At 67.8% G+C, this 14,428-nt stretch carries 14 protein-coding genes and 1 pseudogene; 8 read left to right on the forward strand and 7 right to left on the reverse strand.

Annotated features, from left to right (window positions below):
• Window positions 1-1,561, reverse strand: a 1,561-nt coding sequence (locus AOK17_RS22575) for a CoA-transferase (protein ID WP_055614354.1), incomplete at its 3' end; no start/stop codon positions are given.
• A gap of 38 nt (window positions 1,562-1,599) precedes the next feature.
• Window positions 1,600-2,913: a beta-ketoacyl-[acyl-carrier-protein] synthase family protein gene (locus AOK17_RS22580; RefSeq protein ID WP_079053219.1), complete on the reverse strand. Its 1,314-nt coding sequence runs from the start codon at window positions 2,911-2,913 to the stop codon at window positions 1,600-1,602.
• Window positions 2,914-3,124: 211 nt separating this feature from the next.
• On the opposite strand from AOK17_RS22580, the gene AOK17_RS22585 reads away from it, so the two are divergent.
• The 5 genes and pseudogenes from AOK17_RS22585 to AOK17_RS22605 all read left to right on the forward strand — a co-directional run bounded on the left by AOK17_RS22585 (window position 3,125) and on the right by AOK17_RS22605 (window position 7,560).
• On the forward strand, window positions 3,125-4,444 hold the full coding sequence (locus tag AOK17_RS22585; protein ID WP_055614356.1) for a beta-ketoacyl synthase N-terminal-like domain-containing protein: 1,320 nt from the start codon (window positions 3,125-3,127) through the stop codon (window positions 4,442-4,444).
• Between the two features lie 11 nt (window positions 4,445-4,455).
• Window positions 4,456-5,529 (forward strand): beta-ketoacyl-ACP synthase III, encoded by a 1,074-nt coding sequence (locus AOK17_RS22590; protein WP_245697293.1) that lies wholly within the window; start codon window positions 4,456-4,458, stop codon window positions 5,527-5,529.
• 102 nt (window positions 5,530-5,631) lie between these two features.
• Window positions 5,632-5,865, forward strand: coding sequence for an acyl carrier protein (locus AOK17_RS22595; RefSeq protein ID WP_245697295.1), 234 nt, complete (start codon window positions 5,632-5,634; stop codon window positions 5,863-5,865).
• Between the two features lie 221 nt (window positions 5,866-6,086).
• Entirely contained in the window at window positions 6,087-6,683 is a 597-nt protein-coding gene (locus AOK17_RS22600) for an ALF repeat-containing protein (RefSeq protein WP_055614358.1), read from the forward strand.
• Window positions 6,684-6,978: 295 nt separating this feature from the next.
• Window positions 6,979-7,560: pseudogene (locus AOK17_RS22605) on the forward strand (class I SAM-dependent methyltransferase).
• A 180-nt stretch (window positions 7,561-7,740) separates the two neighbouring features.
• Here the strand turns inward: AOK17_RS22605 and AOK17_RS22610 are convergent.
• The 4 genes from AOK17_RS22610 to AOK17_RS22625 form a co-directional block, all read right to left on the reverse strand.
• Window positions 7,741-8,028 (reverse strand): hypothetical protein, encoded by a 288-nt coding sequence (locus tag AOK17_RS22610; protein WP_055614359.1) that lies wholly within the window; start codon window positions 8,026-8,028, stop codon window positions 7,741-7,743.
• A gap of 41 nt (window positions 8,029-8,069) precedes the next feature.
• Window positions 8,070-8,372, reverse strand: a complete 303-nt coding sequence (locus AOK17_RS22615) for a hypothetical protein (RefSeq protein ID WP_055614360.1) — start codon at window positions 8,370-8,372, stop codon at window positions 8,070-8,072.
• A 293-nt stretch (window positions 8,373-8,665) separates the two neighbouring features.
• On the reverse strand, window positions 8,666-9,304 hold the full coding sequence (locus AOK17_RS22620) for a M15 family metallopeptidase (RefSeq protein ID WP_055614361.1): 639 nt from the start codon (window positions 9,302-9,304) through the stop codon (window positions 8,666-8,668).
• A gap of 287 nt (window positions 9,305-9,591) precedes the next feature.
• Window positions 9,592-10,122 (reverse strand): SMI1/KNR4 family protein, encoded by a 531-nt coding sequence (locus tag AOK17_RS22625; RefSeq protein WP_245697297.1) that lies wholly within the window; start codon window positions 10,120-10,122, stop codon window positions 9,592-9,594.
• A 232-nt stretch (window positions 10,123-10,354) separates the two neighbouring features.
• On the opposite strand from AOK17_RS22625, the gene AOK17_RS22630 reads away from it, so the two are divergent.
• The 3 genes from AOK17_RS22630 (at window position 10,355) to AOK17_RS22640 (ending at window position 13,074) form a co-directional block, all read left to right on the forward strand.
• The gene (locus AOK17_RS22630) at window positions 10,355-10,651 is read left to right on the forward strand and encodes a hypothetical protein (protein WP_055614362.1); all 297 of its coding nucleotides are present in this window, start codon (window positions 10,355-10,357) and stop codon (window positions 10,649-10,651) included.
• A gap of 190 nt (window positions 10,652-10,841) precedes the next feature.
• Window positions 10,842-11,276: a VOC family protein gene (locus AOK17_RS22635; RefSeq protein ID WP_055614363.1), complete on the forward strand. Its 435-nt coding sequence runs from the start codon at window positions 10,842-10,844 to the stop codon at window positions 11,274-11,276.
• 586 nt (window positions 11,277-11,862) lie between these two features.
• Window positions 11,863-13,074: an MFS transporter gene (locus tag AOK17_RS22640; protein ID WP_055614385.1), complete on the forward strand. Its 1,212-nt coding sequence runs from the start codon at window positions 11,863-11,865 to the stop codon at window positions 13,072-13,074.
• Between the two features lie 73 nt (window positions 13,075-13,147).
• On the opposite strand, the gene AOK17_RS22645 is transcribed toward AOK17_RS22640, so the two are convergent.
• Window positions 13,148-14,383: an alpha/beta hydrolase family protein gene (locus tag AOK17_RS22645; RefSeq protein ID WP_245697299.1), complete on the reverse strand. Its 1,236-nt coding sequence runs from the start codon at window positions 14,381-14,383 to the stop codon at window positions 13,148-13,150.
• Between the last annotated feature and the right edge of the window lie 45 nt (window positions 14,384-14,428).

Below are 14,428 nucleotides of genomic sequence, written 5' to 3' on the forward strand. Positions count from 1 at the left end.
CGAAGTGGCCGGCCACTTCGCGTACGCGCTCGCCGGGACTGGTGACATAGGCGACGCGGGGGACGAACTTGCGTCGGGAGGCGGTGGAGAGCACGAGGCAGTCCGTACTGGAGGCGATGTCGTTCGCGCCCCCGGACCCGGTCAGCCAGCGGCCGTCGGCGAGCAGGCTCGTGTTGATGTTCCCCTTGGCGTCGATCTCGCCGGCTGCCAGGACTCCCAGGCATCGACGGTTGGCCGACACCATGCCGCCCAGGATCTCGGGGATGCCCGCGAGCTGCTGGGAGCGCGTCGCGTGCAGCTGGCTGAAGAGGAAGACGTCGCCGGGCTCGGGATCCGTTCCGTAGAAGCCGAGTTCGGCACAGACCGGCACCTCGACGCCCCGCCGCCGGAGCATGCCCGCGGACAGCCAGGCAGCGAGGTGCGAGACGCCGATGCCCGCGAGAAGTGTGTCGTACCGGCCCTGGGTGACGCGCTCGGCGATCGCGCGGGCGCCCAGGATGATGGTCCGCTCCTGACGGGTGACGGGATCGCGGGGCAGCGGCCGGGTGCGGGCTGGGGTGCCGGTGTGGAAGGGCGGCTGTGGCTGTTCGACGGGCGTGGTCATGTTCCTCGGGGCGAGCGGCTGTTCGGCGAGTTTCAGCTCCTCGCGCCGAGCCCTGCCCAGCCTCGCCACGTACTCCGCGTGGCCGGCGGGCTCCTCCACCCATTCGCGGAACCACTCCTTGGCGCCCTCCTCGGTGGCCAGGCACTCGACCATCTCGGTGAGGAACGTGTAGTCGTCGCGGTAGCCGGTCACTTCCCCGCTGGCGAGGCCGCGCAGGGACTGGGGGTGCGCGCCGAGCGGCGCCTCGCACAGCGCGATCACCCGCTGCCCGGGGATGACGACCTGCTCGGGCCGCGCGTCGACGAACTCGTCGGGGACGATGCGCTCCACCGAGGCCAGTACGCCCTTCTCCGCCGCGTACGCGCCCCAGGCGCCCTCACCGGCCGGCGGGACCAGGATGATGTTGCCGCGCCGGTCCGCGCAGGCGCCGTGCACCAGGGTCAGGTCCGGACGCAGGCTCTCCACCAGCCCGAGCGGCCGGCCCGTGCCCGCGGGATCGGGCAGCCGGGCGAAGCTGCGGCCCTTTCCCCTCTCCAGGTCGCTGCCGACGAGTGAGGCGGTCACCGTGTACGGAAGTCCCATCGCACCGGCCATCAGCCGCTGGGTGAAGCTGAGCAGGGACCACAGCTCGGAGGTGAACGGGATGTCGCGGGCCAGGTCGCGGTAGAGCGGGTTGGGACGCGGCGTCGGGTAGGTGTCGCCGAGGAAGCAGGTGATCAGGTGCCTGATGGCCCCCGACATGGTCAGCGCGTGCAGGGAGGTGTGCGTCGCCGAGGTACTGATCGTGAAGTCGCCGCGGCCCGCGAACTGCCGCGCCAGCGCGTAGACCATGGCGTTGGGCCGCGCCATGGTCATCGCCAGATGCAGATGAGAGCCGGGGGACACGTACCGCGCCACCAGGGCGTCGACGTCTGCCACGAGAGCGGGACGCCCGGCGGCGCCGTTGTCCGTGCTCATGTCCCTCCTCGGAGGATCCGTGGTGAACTCCGGTCTGTTCACGCCGCGCCCATCACGAGCGCCGAGGTCTGACTGCCGATGGCGAAGGCCAGGGACACCGCGAGGCCGACGTCGGTCTCCCGCGGCCCGTCACCGACATGGTCGTGATCGCATTCCGGATCGGGCACGGAGTCGGCGTAGTTGGCGGTCGCACACAGACACTGGTGGTGCAGCGCCAGGGCGGTGGCCGCCGCGTTGACCAGCCCGGCCCCTCCCAGCAGATGACCGTAGACCGGCTTGACCGAGCTGAGCGGTGGCCAGGAGGAGCGCGGTCGGCCGGCATACAGGGCACCGAGCATCCGGCTCTCGGCCAGGTCGTTCTTCGGAGTCGCGGTGCCGTGACCGCAGAACCAGTCGACGTCCCGCGGAACACGTCCGGCGTCGGCGAGCGCCTCGGTGACGACCGCCGCCGTGACTTCGCCGCTCATGTCCATGCCGAAGGGATGGCTCGCCTCGTTCCGTGCCCGGTGCGAGAGGACACGTGCGTAACCCGTGGCTCCACGGGCCTCGGCACGGCTCTCGCGCTCCAGGCACAGCGCGACCGCTCCCTCGCCGAACACGAAGCCCTCCCGGTCACGGGTGTACGGACGCACCGCACGGGAGGGGTCGCTCGACTCGGCCGACAGCACACCGTCGCCCATCGCCTTGAAGGACTTGAACACCAGGGGTGTCAGGGGGAATTCGTAGCCCAGCACGATCACGGCGTCCGCGCTGCCCGCGCGGATCAGCTCCGCGGCGAATCCGATGGCGTGCTGGCCGCCGACACAGGCACTGCTCAGGGTGGTGACGAGCCCTTGTACGTCGCCGTAGATGGCGGACAACGTGGCCGGTGAGCCGGGCATGCCCCGGAGCATGGCGCCGCTGTCGGCGAAGTGCCGGGACCGGTCCGCCCCTTCCGCGTCGCCGCTCCCGTCCAGCACGCCGCTGACCCACTCCAGGGGGCCACGTGAGGAGGAGGCAATGAGTGAGAGACGGCGGGGGTCGACGTCCCCCCGGCCGAGCCCCGCGTCACGGCGCGCCTCCTCCACGGCCGACATGGCCGCGAGCGCGTCTCGCGTGTACCGGCCCGCGAACTTCTCGCTCAGCTCCGGCAGGAACTTGCGGTGGTCGAAGTCGCGCAGCTCGCCGGCCATCCGCAGTCCGGTCCGCTCGGGCTCGCAGCGCGTCAGAAATCCGATCCTCGAATTTCCGTCCCGTACGTCCTGCCAGAATTCCTTGACATTCGTCGCACCAGGGAGCATGACACCAATACCCGTGACGAGCACGGATTCCTCACGACCCCACCGTCCGGTGTTTTCATCCAGCACAGCCATAGCATGAAACTAACGGGCCGACGAACACGTCACATCCGACCGCCGGTACCCGGTGACATTCACGCCGGGTACTCGAAGTACTTCGAGAATCCCCGAAGTACCGCCGATACCTGTATTCCGTTCAACCAGGTACCGGCAGCCGGTTCCACCAGCCTCGCTCCTGCTCGTATGGTCGTCAGCCGGTGCCGCATCATCACTAGCAGGGAGCTTCATGGAAGACCTTCGGAAGACCCCCGGGCGGGACACCCTGGTCACCGGCATGGGATTCGCACTGCCGGGTCCCGGAGGCCTGTGCGCGACTCCCGCCGAATTCTGGGAGACCATTTCCACGGGCGCCTGCCATGTCGAAAAGGATGGCGTCTTCTTCGGGCAGGTACGCACCGACATCGCGGATGTTCGGGATCGCTATCCTGAACTCCCCGCCAAGATTCTCAACCTCTACTCCCCCGTTCAGCTGTACGGCCTGATCTCCATGGCGGAGGCCTGCACCGACGCGGGCCTCGACTGGCGGGCCGGCCACCTGTCGGAAGCAGCGATCCTGGCCGCCCGCGACGGCGGCGACTGCTGGTCGACGCAGTACGCCGACATCCTCAACACGGACCGGAACAAGGCCACCAGGGAGGAGATCAACGAGCTGGGCACCCGGCTCGCCCTCACCGGTATCCCGATGGACGTGGCGAACGTCCAGGTGGCGTTGGTCGCCGGGACCGGCCCCAACTTCACCGTGTCCAACGGCTGTACGTCCTCCGCGGTGCTGCTCGGCATGGCACACCGCATGATCGCGGCAGGCGAGGTGGACGTCGCGGTGGTCACCGGCGCGGACGTGTTCGGCCTGGATTTCCTCCAGCACTATGCGGATCTGCTCGACCGTTACGCCGAGTTGGGCGAGGCGGCGGGAGAGACCGTCGACGCCATGGAGGACGCCGCACTCGCGATGACGGAACAGATGCGCCCCTACGACCGGAACACACCGGGCTCCAACATGGGCAACGGCTCGATCACTCTTGTCGTGGAGAGCCGCGACCACGCCGAGCGGCGCGGGGCCACCCCGTACGCCCGGATGCTGTCGCAGCGCACCCGGCGGAGCCCGCAGCACAGCGCGTTCGCGATCGACCGGTCGGGGACCGGCATGGTGCAGGCGTCCCGCGACGCCATGGCAGGACTGGTCGAGGCGGACCAGATCGACTACGTGAACGGCGGAGCCGAAGGCGATCGCGTGTTCCACGAGACCGAGTCGAACATCGTCGGCCGGCTCTTCGGGGACCGCGCTTCCCGGATGCCGGTCACCGTGCAGGAGGCCTGCTTCGGTCACAACGGCGGACCGCTGGGCAACCTCGGTGTGGCCGCCTCGTCCCTCATGATCCAGCGCGACGAAGTGTGCCCGACGGCCGGCTGTCTGGACCCGGCGGACGAGTGCCACTTCGACCCCGTGCCGGGCACCGCGACCCGGCCGATGCGCATCGACCACGCGCTCTCCTTCAACTACACCGTCGGCATGGTCAGCAGCGCGATTCTCCTGGGTAAGGCGTGAGGGGCGGACACATGAATACCACCGACAGGGACGACATGACCGCCGCGCGGCCCACCATCCGGCGGGCACGCTCGGCAGTGCTCGCCGGGATCTCCGGCTGGGTACCGCCCCACACGGTGACCAACGCCGATCTGTCCGCGCGCATAGACACGTCGGACGAGTGGATCCGCACCCGCACGGGCATCTCCCAGCGCCACCGGGTCGAGCCGGGGCTGGCCACCCGTGAACTGGCCTCCGAGGCGGGAAGGCTGGCCCTCAAGTCGGCCGCCTGCGACCAGGTGGACGCGGTCATTCTGGCGACGACCACACCTGACCGGGTCTGCCCCGGCACCGCCCCGGAGGTCGCGGCCGAACTGGGCCTCGGGCCGGTCGCCGCGCACGACCTCTCCGCGGTCTGCGCCGGATTCCTGTACGCCCTGGCGAGCGCGGTCGGTTCGATAGCCGCCGGCCTGGCCGATCGCGTGCTCATCATCGGGGCCGAGACCTTCTCCACCATCGTCGACCCCATGGACCGAGGCACGGCGATCATCTTCGGCGACGCCGCCGGAGCCGCCGTCCTGCGTGCCGGGGATCCGGACGAGCCCGGCGCGATCGGACCGATACGGCTCGGCAGCGACGGTACGCGCAGCGACCTGATCCAGGTCCCGGCCGGTGGCGCACGGCAGCGGTCCGCCGGTACGGAGCCCGACCGCAGCGAGTACTACCTGCGGATGCAGGGCCGCAAGGTCTACCGGCACGCCAAGGAACGCATGGTGGAGGCATCCCGCGAGGTGCTGGACCTCTCCGGCTGGCGGGTCGGTGATGTCGACCGCTTCGCGACCCATCAGGCCAACGCCCGCATCAGCGAGGCCGTCGCCGAGGAACTGGGCGTGCCGCGCGAACAGGTCCTGTCGAACATCGAGCACGTGGGCAACACGTCCGCCGCGTCACTGCCCCTGCTGCTGGCCGACGCCGCGTCGGCCGGGCAGCTCCGCCCGCACGACCGGCTCCTGCTGGCGGCTTTCGGCGCCGGACTGGTGTGGGGCGCGGCAACGCTGACCTGGCCGGACATCACGGCGTTGTCCGTGCACACGTATCGCGACTGAATTCGTTCCGACAGGTTCCGGCTCGTTCCAACTCATGCCGACTCGTTCCGACTTGTTCCAAGCGTCCCCGAACTCTCCCGGCACAATGCTTCATTCGGAGGAATGATGTTTGAGAAGGTCAAGTCCATCCTCACAGCAGGTTTCCAGGTCCCGGCCGATCAGATCGCCCCGGACTCCACGCTCGACGACCTCGGCCTCGACTCCCTGGCGACGGTCGAGTTCGCCCTCGCCCTGGAGAAGGACCTCGGCGTGGAGATCTCGGACGACGAGGTCGCCGATCTGGAACGGCTCGACAAGATCACGGCTCTGATCGAACGTCGCCTGCAGATCACGTGACCCTGCGAACGCCCTGTGGCAGATCGCGCCCGACGGGTGGCTTCACGCGGATCGGACACGAGCCCAACGTTCGACTGATCGAATCGAAACTGCCTGGTGGCAGGCCGTCGGCAATGAAGAACCAGTGAAGACTGCATGATCCGGGCAGAGACCCGGCCCAACTCTCCTTGGGACAATGCCACCGCCGCATTCCGCGACTACGACACAAGGTGGTTCTCTCCGTGAGACTGACCCGCGCGACCCTCGCCGTGGCCGCCGGCGCCCTCGCTCCGGCCCTGCTGCTCTCCACTCCGTCCTTGGCCGGCGCCGCGACACCGTCGCCTGCCGCCGTGGCTGCAGCGGACGCGGGCTCCCCCTACGACGAGATGGACGCGGACGACCTGCGCATCGCGATCCTCCGCATCCTGGCCGACCCCGACAGCGGTAAGCGAGTGACCCGAGAGGCCAACGAGCTCCTCGACGACGGCACCGTGGAGGAAATGCGCGCCTGGCTCGAGACCGGCTACCGCCTCGCTCAGGCCGAGGACGACAGCGTCGCCATCGCCAGGATCCTGGCCGATCCCGACAGCGGCAAGGCCGTCATCCGTGAAGCCAACAGGGCCCTCGACGACGGCAGCCCCGAGGTCCTACGCGAATTCCTCGAAACCGGCCTGCGTCTCGCTCAGGCCGAGGACGACCGTGTAGCCATCGCACGAATACTGGCCGATCCCAACATCAGCGACGCCCTGCGCGCGGCGGCGAACGCGGCCCTGGACGACAACACCCCGGAAGCGCTGCGTTACTTCCTTGAGGTCGGCCAGTACGAGATCGACAGCTAGGGACTGTCGCTCGAATCGGGCCAGATGAGGGATCAGGAAGCGGGGCCCGGCACGTGTAGCTGCAAGGCGGAAGAACGAGTCGGCGCGGAGTCCTGGGGCTGACGACAACGCCGCAGACACACATGCCAGGCCCAAGCCCGGCATGATCCAAACGACAGGATCCGGCCGTCGTACGAAGTCACCTCATGCTGCTGTTGCGTAGCCTGCCGGCGTGGAAATCGAACCGAACACCGACGGCTGGTTGGAAGAAACTCGGGCGTCCTACGGCACCGTCGCCGCCAGCTACGCCGACCTGATGCGCAACCTGCTGGATGAAACGCCCTATTAGCGCGAGGCCTTGGCACTGTTCGCCGACCAGGTGCGCACCAGCGGCGGGGGCCCGGTCGCGGACGTGGGATGCGGGCCGGGGAGGATCACGGCTCACCTGAGTGAACTGGGCGTGGACGCGTTCGGGATCGACCTGTCGCCCGGGATGATCGAGGTGGCTCGCCGCGATCACCCCGGACTCCGGTTCGAGCTCGGCTCGATGACAGACCTCGACCTTGCCGATGGCTCGATGGCCGGCCTGGTCGCCTGGTACTCGCTGATCCACGTGCCCGACGACGAGATCAGCTCGGTCTTCGCGCACTTCAAGCGAGTGGTCCGGCCCGGTGGGCCGCTGCTGCTCGGCTTCCACGTCGGTGACGAGTCGCAGCTGAAGACGCAGGGCTATGGCGGCCACCCGATGAAGATCTACGTCCATCGTCGACAGCACAGCCACATGGCTGCCTGGCTCAACGAAGCCGGCTTCACCGTCGAGACGCACAGGACTCTCACCTCAGCCGAGAGCACGCTCGGGGGAATCCTTCTCGCACGGCGCCGGCCTGACGGCCGGTAGTCCACAGACCGTTCAACGACACAGCAGTGACTCGCGAGGCGCGTCGGGGGCTTGATCTCTCGAAGTGCCCGGTGCCGGGTGATGTCTCCGGTGGCGGAACCGGCGCCTCAGCGACTACGAGCTGTTCTGTGCGTCTGTGCGTCTGTGCGAGGAATCGGACCGGTCCGACTGAAAGCGCCGTCAGTCCGTGGTCCAGGCGCGGAGTTGGGCGGCAAGCTCCTGGACACGCATGCCCTTGTGCCGGGCGCGCATGACGAGCGCGAGCGCCTCTTCCGGCTCGTAGTGCATGTAATGGTGCATGTAACGCCCGTTGGTGTTCAGAAATACCTCGGCGACCGACTCGAGCATCGCTGCGGCCTTGAGCCAGTCGCTGGAGTAGACGTCGCACCCCATGTGGTGGGCCTGGACGAGAGCGCAGACGCCATGGAGGACGCAGCGGTCGAGGCAGACCGGATCTCCGGGGAGCATCTCGGCGATCTGCAGAAGTTATTGCGGGGTCAGGTAGCGCGTCACGCGGCGTGGCCGTGCTGCTCGATCTCGTGCAGATCGCGGCTGCTCATCTGCGCCGGGTCGGGCCAGGCCGTACGGTCGTCACCGGCGGCTCGCGTGTCCTGCGTGCTCAAGACCTCCGCGAGGTTCCCAACTCGGTCGCCGCCATCAACGAGGGCCTTGATGAACGGGTCGTCGGCAGCCGCGAGCGCGGCGTCACGGACGAAGACCTCCGGGGTCTTGCCCACGACCTGAGCAGCCCGCTCAACCCGCGCGTACTGCTCCGGGTCGAACCCGGACACCGGGGCGCCGTTCTCGTCCATACGAGCGACGGTGACAGCGTGTCCGGGCGAGAGCCTGCGATTCCCGGCGCAGCCTCAGGGGCGGTTCCCCGGAGCGGCGCGAGCGGGCCGCGAGGCGGTGCCGGTGCCGGTGCCGCGGGGCATCGGGCCGTGCTTGTGGGGCTCCGGCCGGGAGCCGGTGCGGATCGCCCGGCGGATGCCCGCGAGCCAGGCACCGGAGCCGCTGTCCCGGCGGCCGGCGTCGCCCTGTCCGGCCTCCGCCGTGTCCGCCTACGCCGAAGGGTCTGTCCTCACTCACTGCCGGTCGCTATCGGTCACTGCTGCATTCTCGGGTCTTGAGTGGGGTCGGCATACATACGCGGGCAACCGCGATCGATCGCGTTGGTGCGCAGTTCGTAGTGCCAGGGTTCATTCCTGTAGATCTGGCACAGCCCGTATTCGGCACCGTGCTTGGACAGCCACTCCGTCGTATCGGAGTGCCCGATGTCGACCGCGTCCCCCGATACATGAGGAGACGTCGTCGCGGTGGCCACCCATCGGATGGCCTCGTCTTCAGATCCGTACTTGGAGATCGCCTCGCGCAGAAGGTGATTCTGGTATTCCGGGGAGCGCCAGCCGCTGTTGACATAGAACTCGGCTCCGTCGTCCGCGGCGTCCGTTGCGGCCTGGCGGAGTGCCCTGAGCAGACCCGCGTCGAGGTTGGTCACGCCCGGAATCTCGCCATTGAAAACCGTCACACCGTCGGGGACGGCGCCATCAGCCTCGCCGAGAGCACCGCGGTGTTCAATGCGCAGAGTATTCGAGGGTGATACGGACGATGCGGAGGACGAGGACTGCGACACCTGGTAGCCGAGGGCTGCGGTGATCGCTGCTATGACGGCTACCAGGCTGACGACAGGTAGCCAGCGAATCCGACGGATCGATGATCGTGCTGATGATGGAGTTTGGTTCATGCTGCCAGTCAAGGCAGCGTGGTGTTGCCAGCACGTATCCGGTTTTCGAGACACCCACGATATGCGCAGGCTCGTAGCATCAATATCATCCGTGTGTTGATTGTTGAGTTGGCCCAGCAGAAGCCATCCGCGATGATCTACACCTGGAAGTGCGGTCGGAATTTCGAGAATATCGAATAGATTCGATTACCTCCGGCGTCCTTCTCCAGGCACATACACGAGCGATTCGGTTTCCACTCCGACGCCGTCTTGCAACGGCTAACACAAAGAAGGGCCGGGAACCGTACCTACAGGTATCCCGGCTCGCCGTTGGCCACGAACCGCGTCAGAGATTGTTCTAGCAGCACCAGAAAGTGCCGCAGATCATCAGCCACCCTGTCGAGTTCGGGTTCATCCAGCGATGCTGTCCGTGTCCGGTAGACGACCCCGCTGGGGCCGGTGACGTAACACAGTCCGCCACCGTTCGAGCCAATGACCAGGCCACGAGCTTCGTCACCCGTGCCATCACCGACAGCGCCGTACTCCTTGAGCCGCAGAAGGACGTCAGGTACGGGGTCGACGAAGTAGCCGTTGCCGACGTCCGCCCAGGCGATGTCGCCGATGCTGTCGTAGAGGGTGACCAGGTCGGCAGAGGCGAGATCCCGTTCGGCCAGAGCGCGGGCCGCCGCCTGGTCGTCGGGGTTGGCCGACCGCACCTGATTGGTGCCCGGGGGAAACCCATGTCGACGCTCGAACTCGGCTGTCATTGTCTGCAGGGAGTCCGAGACCCTGCTGATCCACACGGCCAGCCAGGCAGACGACAGTGATACTCCGCTCATGAAACCGGATCATGGCACGCGCCTCAGACGTCAAGGCAACGGCCACCAACTGTCGCTTCCCACGAAGAACCAGAGACCTGAGTTGTCGGTGGGTGACGTGATGGTGGGCAGAGCGGCACCGCTGCTGTGATTCCTGTCCATGCCCTGTCCGGCCCAGGCCAACGCGCAGTCGGCTCAGCAAGGTGGTCAACTGGCCAAACGACTCTGTACCTCTTCGCAAGGGAACTCAGCTATGGCGATCGTCGTGGTTCTCGATATGCCGGGGATGACCCAGGCCCAGTACGAACAGAGCGCGGAGAAGGTCTCCGGACGACCCGGCCCGGTCAAGAGCCCCGCCGACTGGCCGGTGACCGGGCTCATCTCGCACACTGCCGCGCCCACCAGCAACGGCTGGCTCGTCGTGGACGTCTGGGAGTCCGAGGAGGCATTTCAGCAGTTCGGCGAGACCCTCATCCCGATCCTGCGAGAACTCGGCCTCGCGGACGTGCAACCGCAGACGTACCCGGTGTTCAACGTGGTCACCCGCTAAGGCTGTCCCGAGACACATCCTTGGCATGAGTGTGCTTGGCCGGGGACGGGTCCTGGAAGTGCGGTTCCGCCCTCCCGCGCCCTCCCCCGCGGCCTCACGACACCGCAGCGGCCAGCAGGGGCCGTCCTCCCGACAACGTGCGGATCCACACCGGGAAATGAGCACCAAAGTCCCCTGCTATGGTGCGCCGATGTCATCGATCAAGAAGTTCCAAGTCACCTTCGACTGCGCAGAACCTGAGCGCGTCGCTCGCTTCTGGTGCGAGGTGTTGGGGTACGTCGCACCGACGCCACCGGAGGGGTTCGACACTTGGGACGATTTCAATCTCTCCCTGCCTCCGGAGGATCGGGGTGCATGGTTCTCCTGTAGCGATCCCTCAGGTGTAGGCCCGCGGCTGTTCTTCCAGCGCGTTCCCGAAGGCAAGGTCGTCAAGAATCGGGTGCATCTTGACGTGCGGGCCGGCACCGGACTCGTGGGTGAGGAGCGCCTTGCCACGCTTGAGGCCGAATGCACACGACTGATCGCGCTCGGCGCGGTACACGTGCGCACGCAGCTTGCCGATGACGAGAACGAGTCGTGCATCACGATGCAGGACATCGAGGGCAACGAGTTCTGTCTCGACTGAGCATCCTCCGAGACGGCGAGTTGGGAAACCGACCGTCTCCCTTGGGCCTTGAAAGGGCGGGCCCGTAGCGGGCGGAAGTTATCCCATGAGGGCCGCTGAGGGCCACGTTGAGGAGCCAGGCCGGTGCGCCGGTAGCCGCGGTCCGTGATGACCGCGGTCCGTCCGGCCGTGGTCTTCGCACCGGACAGTTCCCACGCCTCGCAGTCGTTGTGGTTGCCGGTGACCGACCGGCCCACGGCAACGACGATCCGGGGGGCAGGCGCACCTCCACTCGTCCGGGGTGCTCTCACTTTCGTCCAAGCATCCTCGATCTTTGTCCATGGATGAGCCCGGCTTCAGGGGTGAGGGTGGAGCCATGAGTGAATTCAGCCTCTGGTACGCGGACTTCCTGCTGGACGGGCGGCCGGTGCGGATGCGCCCGGGGCCGTCCAGAGACTCTTGACTGCGGTGCCTCCGTGAGCCTGGCCTGGCGTGAACTCGGCACGCCCGTACTCGACTTGAAAACCTCCTGGAAGGAGACGGAAGGCGGATGAGAGACAGCGCCTCCAGCTCCATCGAGTACAGGAGTGTGGTCGAGCGGCGACGAATGCCGAGTGGACTTGTGGCGCTGGCACTCGGCGGGTTCGGCATCGGGCTGACCGAGTTCCTGATCGCTGGGCTGCTGCCGCAGGTGGCGTCGAGTTTCGCGGTGTCCGAGGCGGCGGCGGGGTGGCTGATCTCCGGGTACGCGTTGAGTGTCGCGGTCGGTGCGATCGCACTGACCGCGGCGACGGCCCGGCTGCCCCGCAAGGCGGTTCTGGTCGGCCTGGTGGCGTTGTTCGTCGTCGGCAACCTGTTGTCCGCTGTCGCGCCGAGCTATCCGGTGATGCTGCTCGGGCGGATCGTCGCGGCGCTATGTCACGGATCATTCTTCGGTATCGGGTCGCTGGTCGCTCGCAGTCTGGTCGCGCCGGAGAAGAAGTCCCGCGCGGTGGCGGTCATGTTCGCGGGGCTGACGCTCGCGAACGTGCTGGGCGTGCCGTTCGGCGCGCTGGTGGGTGAGCGCTGGGGCTGGAGAGCGGCCTTCTGGGCGGTCACCGCGATCGGCGTGCTAGCGCTGGCGGGAATCGCCGCCCTTGTCCCCGACGGGGCGGGAGAGACGCGGTCGCCGACGATGACGGTGACGGGCCAGTCGGACCCAGCACCTGCCGACGGCTTGCGCGCGCAGTTCCGGGCGTTCCGCTCCTGGCAGGTCTGGCTGACGCTGACGGCAACTGCTCTCAGTTACGGCGGGATGTTCGGTGCGTTCAGCTACATCGCCTACACGTTCACCGAGGTCGGCGGCTTCTCCTCGACGGATGTCGCCTGGCTGTTGATGGTGTACGGCGTCGGTCTCGTCGTCGGGAACCTGGTCGGCGGGCGAGCGGCCGACCACGACCGTGACCGCGCCCTGGTCCTTGCCCTGCTCGGGCTTGCCGTCACTCTGGCCGTGTTCGGTCTGCTGGCCGCCAACGCCACCGCGTCGGTGGTATTGGTGTTTCTGATGGGGCTGTTCGGGTTCGCCAGCGTGCCGGGCATGATCACTCGCGTCACCGACTTCGCCCATGGGGCGGCGCTGGCCGCCAGCGCCAATGTCTCCGCGTCCAACATCGGCAACGCGCTGGGCGCCTGGCTCGGGGGCCTTGCCATCACCGCGGGTCTCGGCTACACCGCGCCGCTCTACGTCGGCGCCGGCATCGTACTGATCTCCGTCATTGTGATGGCCGTTGCCGCACGCCGAGCCAAGTCACCCGCGCAGCACGCTGAGCACTGCATGTGAGTCGATGTCGGCGAGACCCGTTGCACACCTGGCGATGCTCACCGCGTTCGACCAAGGACCGTGGCGCAGCCGCTCACCAGACGAAGGTGACATCGGGGAAACCCGCTGAGGGGCCGTCCAGAACATGGTCGTTGTGGTCTCGCAGCCAGCGGTCGAAGAACGAGGTGACGGACGCTCGGATCACTGTGACCGCACGGGCGGGGTCGATCGTGCCGATGGTCCCTTCGACGATGTCCTGGCCGAGACCGGTCTGTGGCATGACTGCCGCGAGATCGGTGTACGTCTGGTGCCGGGAGCCGTGCAGGGTCAGGTCGCGGCGCCAGCCGGTGCTGTGCGACCAGAACGCCGCCCATGACGGCTCGGTTCCCGCGTGGTCGCTGCCTTCACGGCCCATCAGGAGGAAGGGGCGGTCCAGGCCGTGGGCGGCGACTGGCGAGAGATTGGTTCCGTTGGGTTCCTGGTTGAACTCCAGGGTGCCGTCCAGGTCGATCCCGGCCCGGATCCTCCGGTCCTCGTACATGGACTGAGCGGCGGTGAACCCGCCTCCCGACTGGCCGGCCAGGCCGACCCGGCGGGTGTCGAGCACCTCCGACAGTCCGTACGGCAGCGTGCCGAGCCGGTTCACCACGAAGCGGGCGTCGGCGACCCTGGTGTGCAGCGTCTTCTCCAGCAGGGCGGGAACGGTGCCCTCACGCTGGGCCCGCGCGAATTCCTCGAACAGCACCTCGTTCGTCTTGACCGAGCCGTCGGGAAACTGCACGCCTGGGGACTCGTAGGTGTGGTCGACGGTGACAACGACGTAGCCGTGGCTGGCCAGTTCCTCGGCCAACAGGGTGCCCCAGCAGCGGGGGTCGCCGACGCCCGGCGAGTACACCACCACCGGCCGTCGCCCGCCGCGTGGGTCCACGGGCGCCTGATGGTGGGCATGCGTGCGCGTGCCCGCCCAGTCCACCGTGCCCGACGGGATGCGATGCGGCTCCAGGGCGTCGAATCGCTCGGCCGCACCGCGCTCCATGTATGGCGCGAGGCGCTGCCCGCGGCGTGGCGCGAGAGCCGGATACCAGACACTGATCATCAGCTCGCGGTGACGCACCGACGGCATCCACGGGTCGGGCCGAGTGCGGTCCGTCAGAGGGAGTGAGACGGTACCGATCGTGCACGGTCCCGTCGGCTCGGGGAGGCGGAGCCGGATGGCCGAGCGGCGGGCCGGCCGGGACTGGGTCCGTGCGGCAGGCGTACCCGCCACCGGCGACAGCGCCAGGGCAGTCGCTGCCAGGAACTCGCGGCGTGGGAGTGAGAAGGACGACATGCCGTCCATCCTGGAGAGGACCACTGACGGGGTCACTCGTGCTAC

It is taken from the genome of Streptomyces phaeochromogenes, assembly GCF_001418655.1.
GTDB classification, from domain to species: domain Bacteria; phylum Actinomycetota; class Actinomycetes; order Streptomycetales; family Streptomycetaceae; genus Streptomyces; species Streptomyces phaeochromogenes.

Bases quoted from the DNA above. Each gene is read 5' to 3' on its own strand.
- AOK17_RS22580 (WP_079053219.1), bottom strand. From the start codon at position 2,913: ATGGCTGTGCTGGATGAAAACACCGGACGGTGGGGTCGTGAGGAATCC.
- AOK17_RS22585 (WP_055614356.1), top strand. From the start codon at position 3,125: ATGGAAGACCTTCGGAAGACCCCCGGGCGGGACACCCTGGTCACCGGC.
- AOK17_RS22590 (WP_245697293.1), top strand. From the start codon at position 4,456: ATGAATACCACCGACAGGGACGACATGACCGCCGCGCGGCCCACCATC.
- AOK17_RS22595 (WP_245697295.1), top strand. From the start codon at position 5,632: ATGATGTTTGAGAAGGTCAAGTCCATCCTCACAGCAGGTTTCCAGGTC.
- AOK17_RS22610 (WP_055614359.1), bottom strand. From the start codon at position 8,028: ATGCTCCCCGGAGATCCGGTCTGCCTCGACCGCTGCGTCCTCCATGGC.
- AOK17_RS22615 (WP_055614360.1), bottom strand. From the start codon at position 8,372: ATGGACGAGAACGGCGCCCCGGTGTCCGGGTTCGACCCGGAGCAGTAC.
- AOK17_RS22620 (WP_055614361.1), bottom strand. From the start codon at position 9,304: ATGAACCAAACTCCATCATCAGCACGATCATCGATCCGTCGGATTCGC.
- AOK17_RS22625 (WP_245697297.1), bottom strand. From the start codon at position 10,122: ATGAGCGGAGTATCACTGTCGTCTGCCTGGCTGGCCGTGTGGATCAGC.
- AOK17_RS22630 (WP_055614362.1), top strand. From the start codon at position 10,355: ATGGCGATCGTCGTGGTTCTCGATATGCCGGGGATGACCCAGGCCCAG.
- AOK17_RS22635 (WP_055614363.1), top strand. From the start codon at position 10,842: ATGTCATCGATCAAGAAGTTCCAAGTCACCTTCGACTGCGCAGAACCT.
- AOK17_RS22640 (WP_055614385.1), top strand. From the start codon at position 11,863: ATGCCGAGTGGACTTGTGGCGCTGGCACTCGGCGGGTTCGGCATCGGG.
- AOK17_RS22645 (WP_245697299.1), bottom strand. From the start codon at position 14,383: ATGTCGTCCTTCTCACTCCCACGCCGCGAGTTCCTGGCAGCGACTGCC.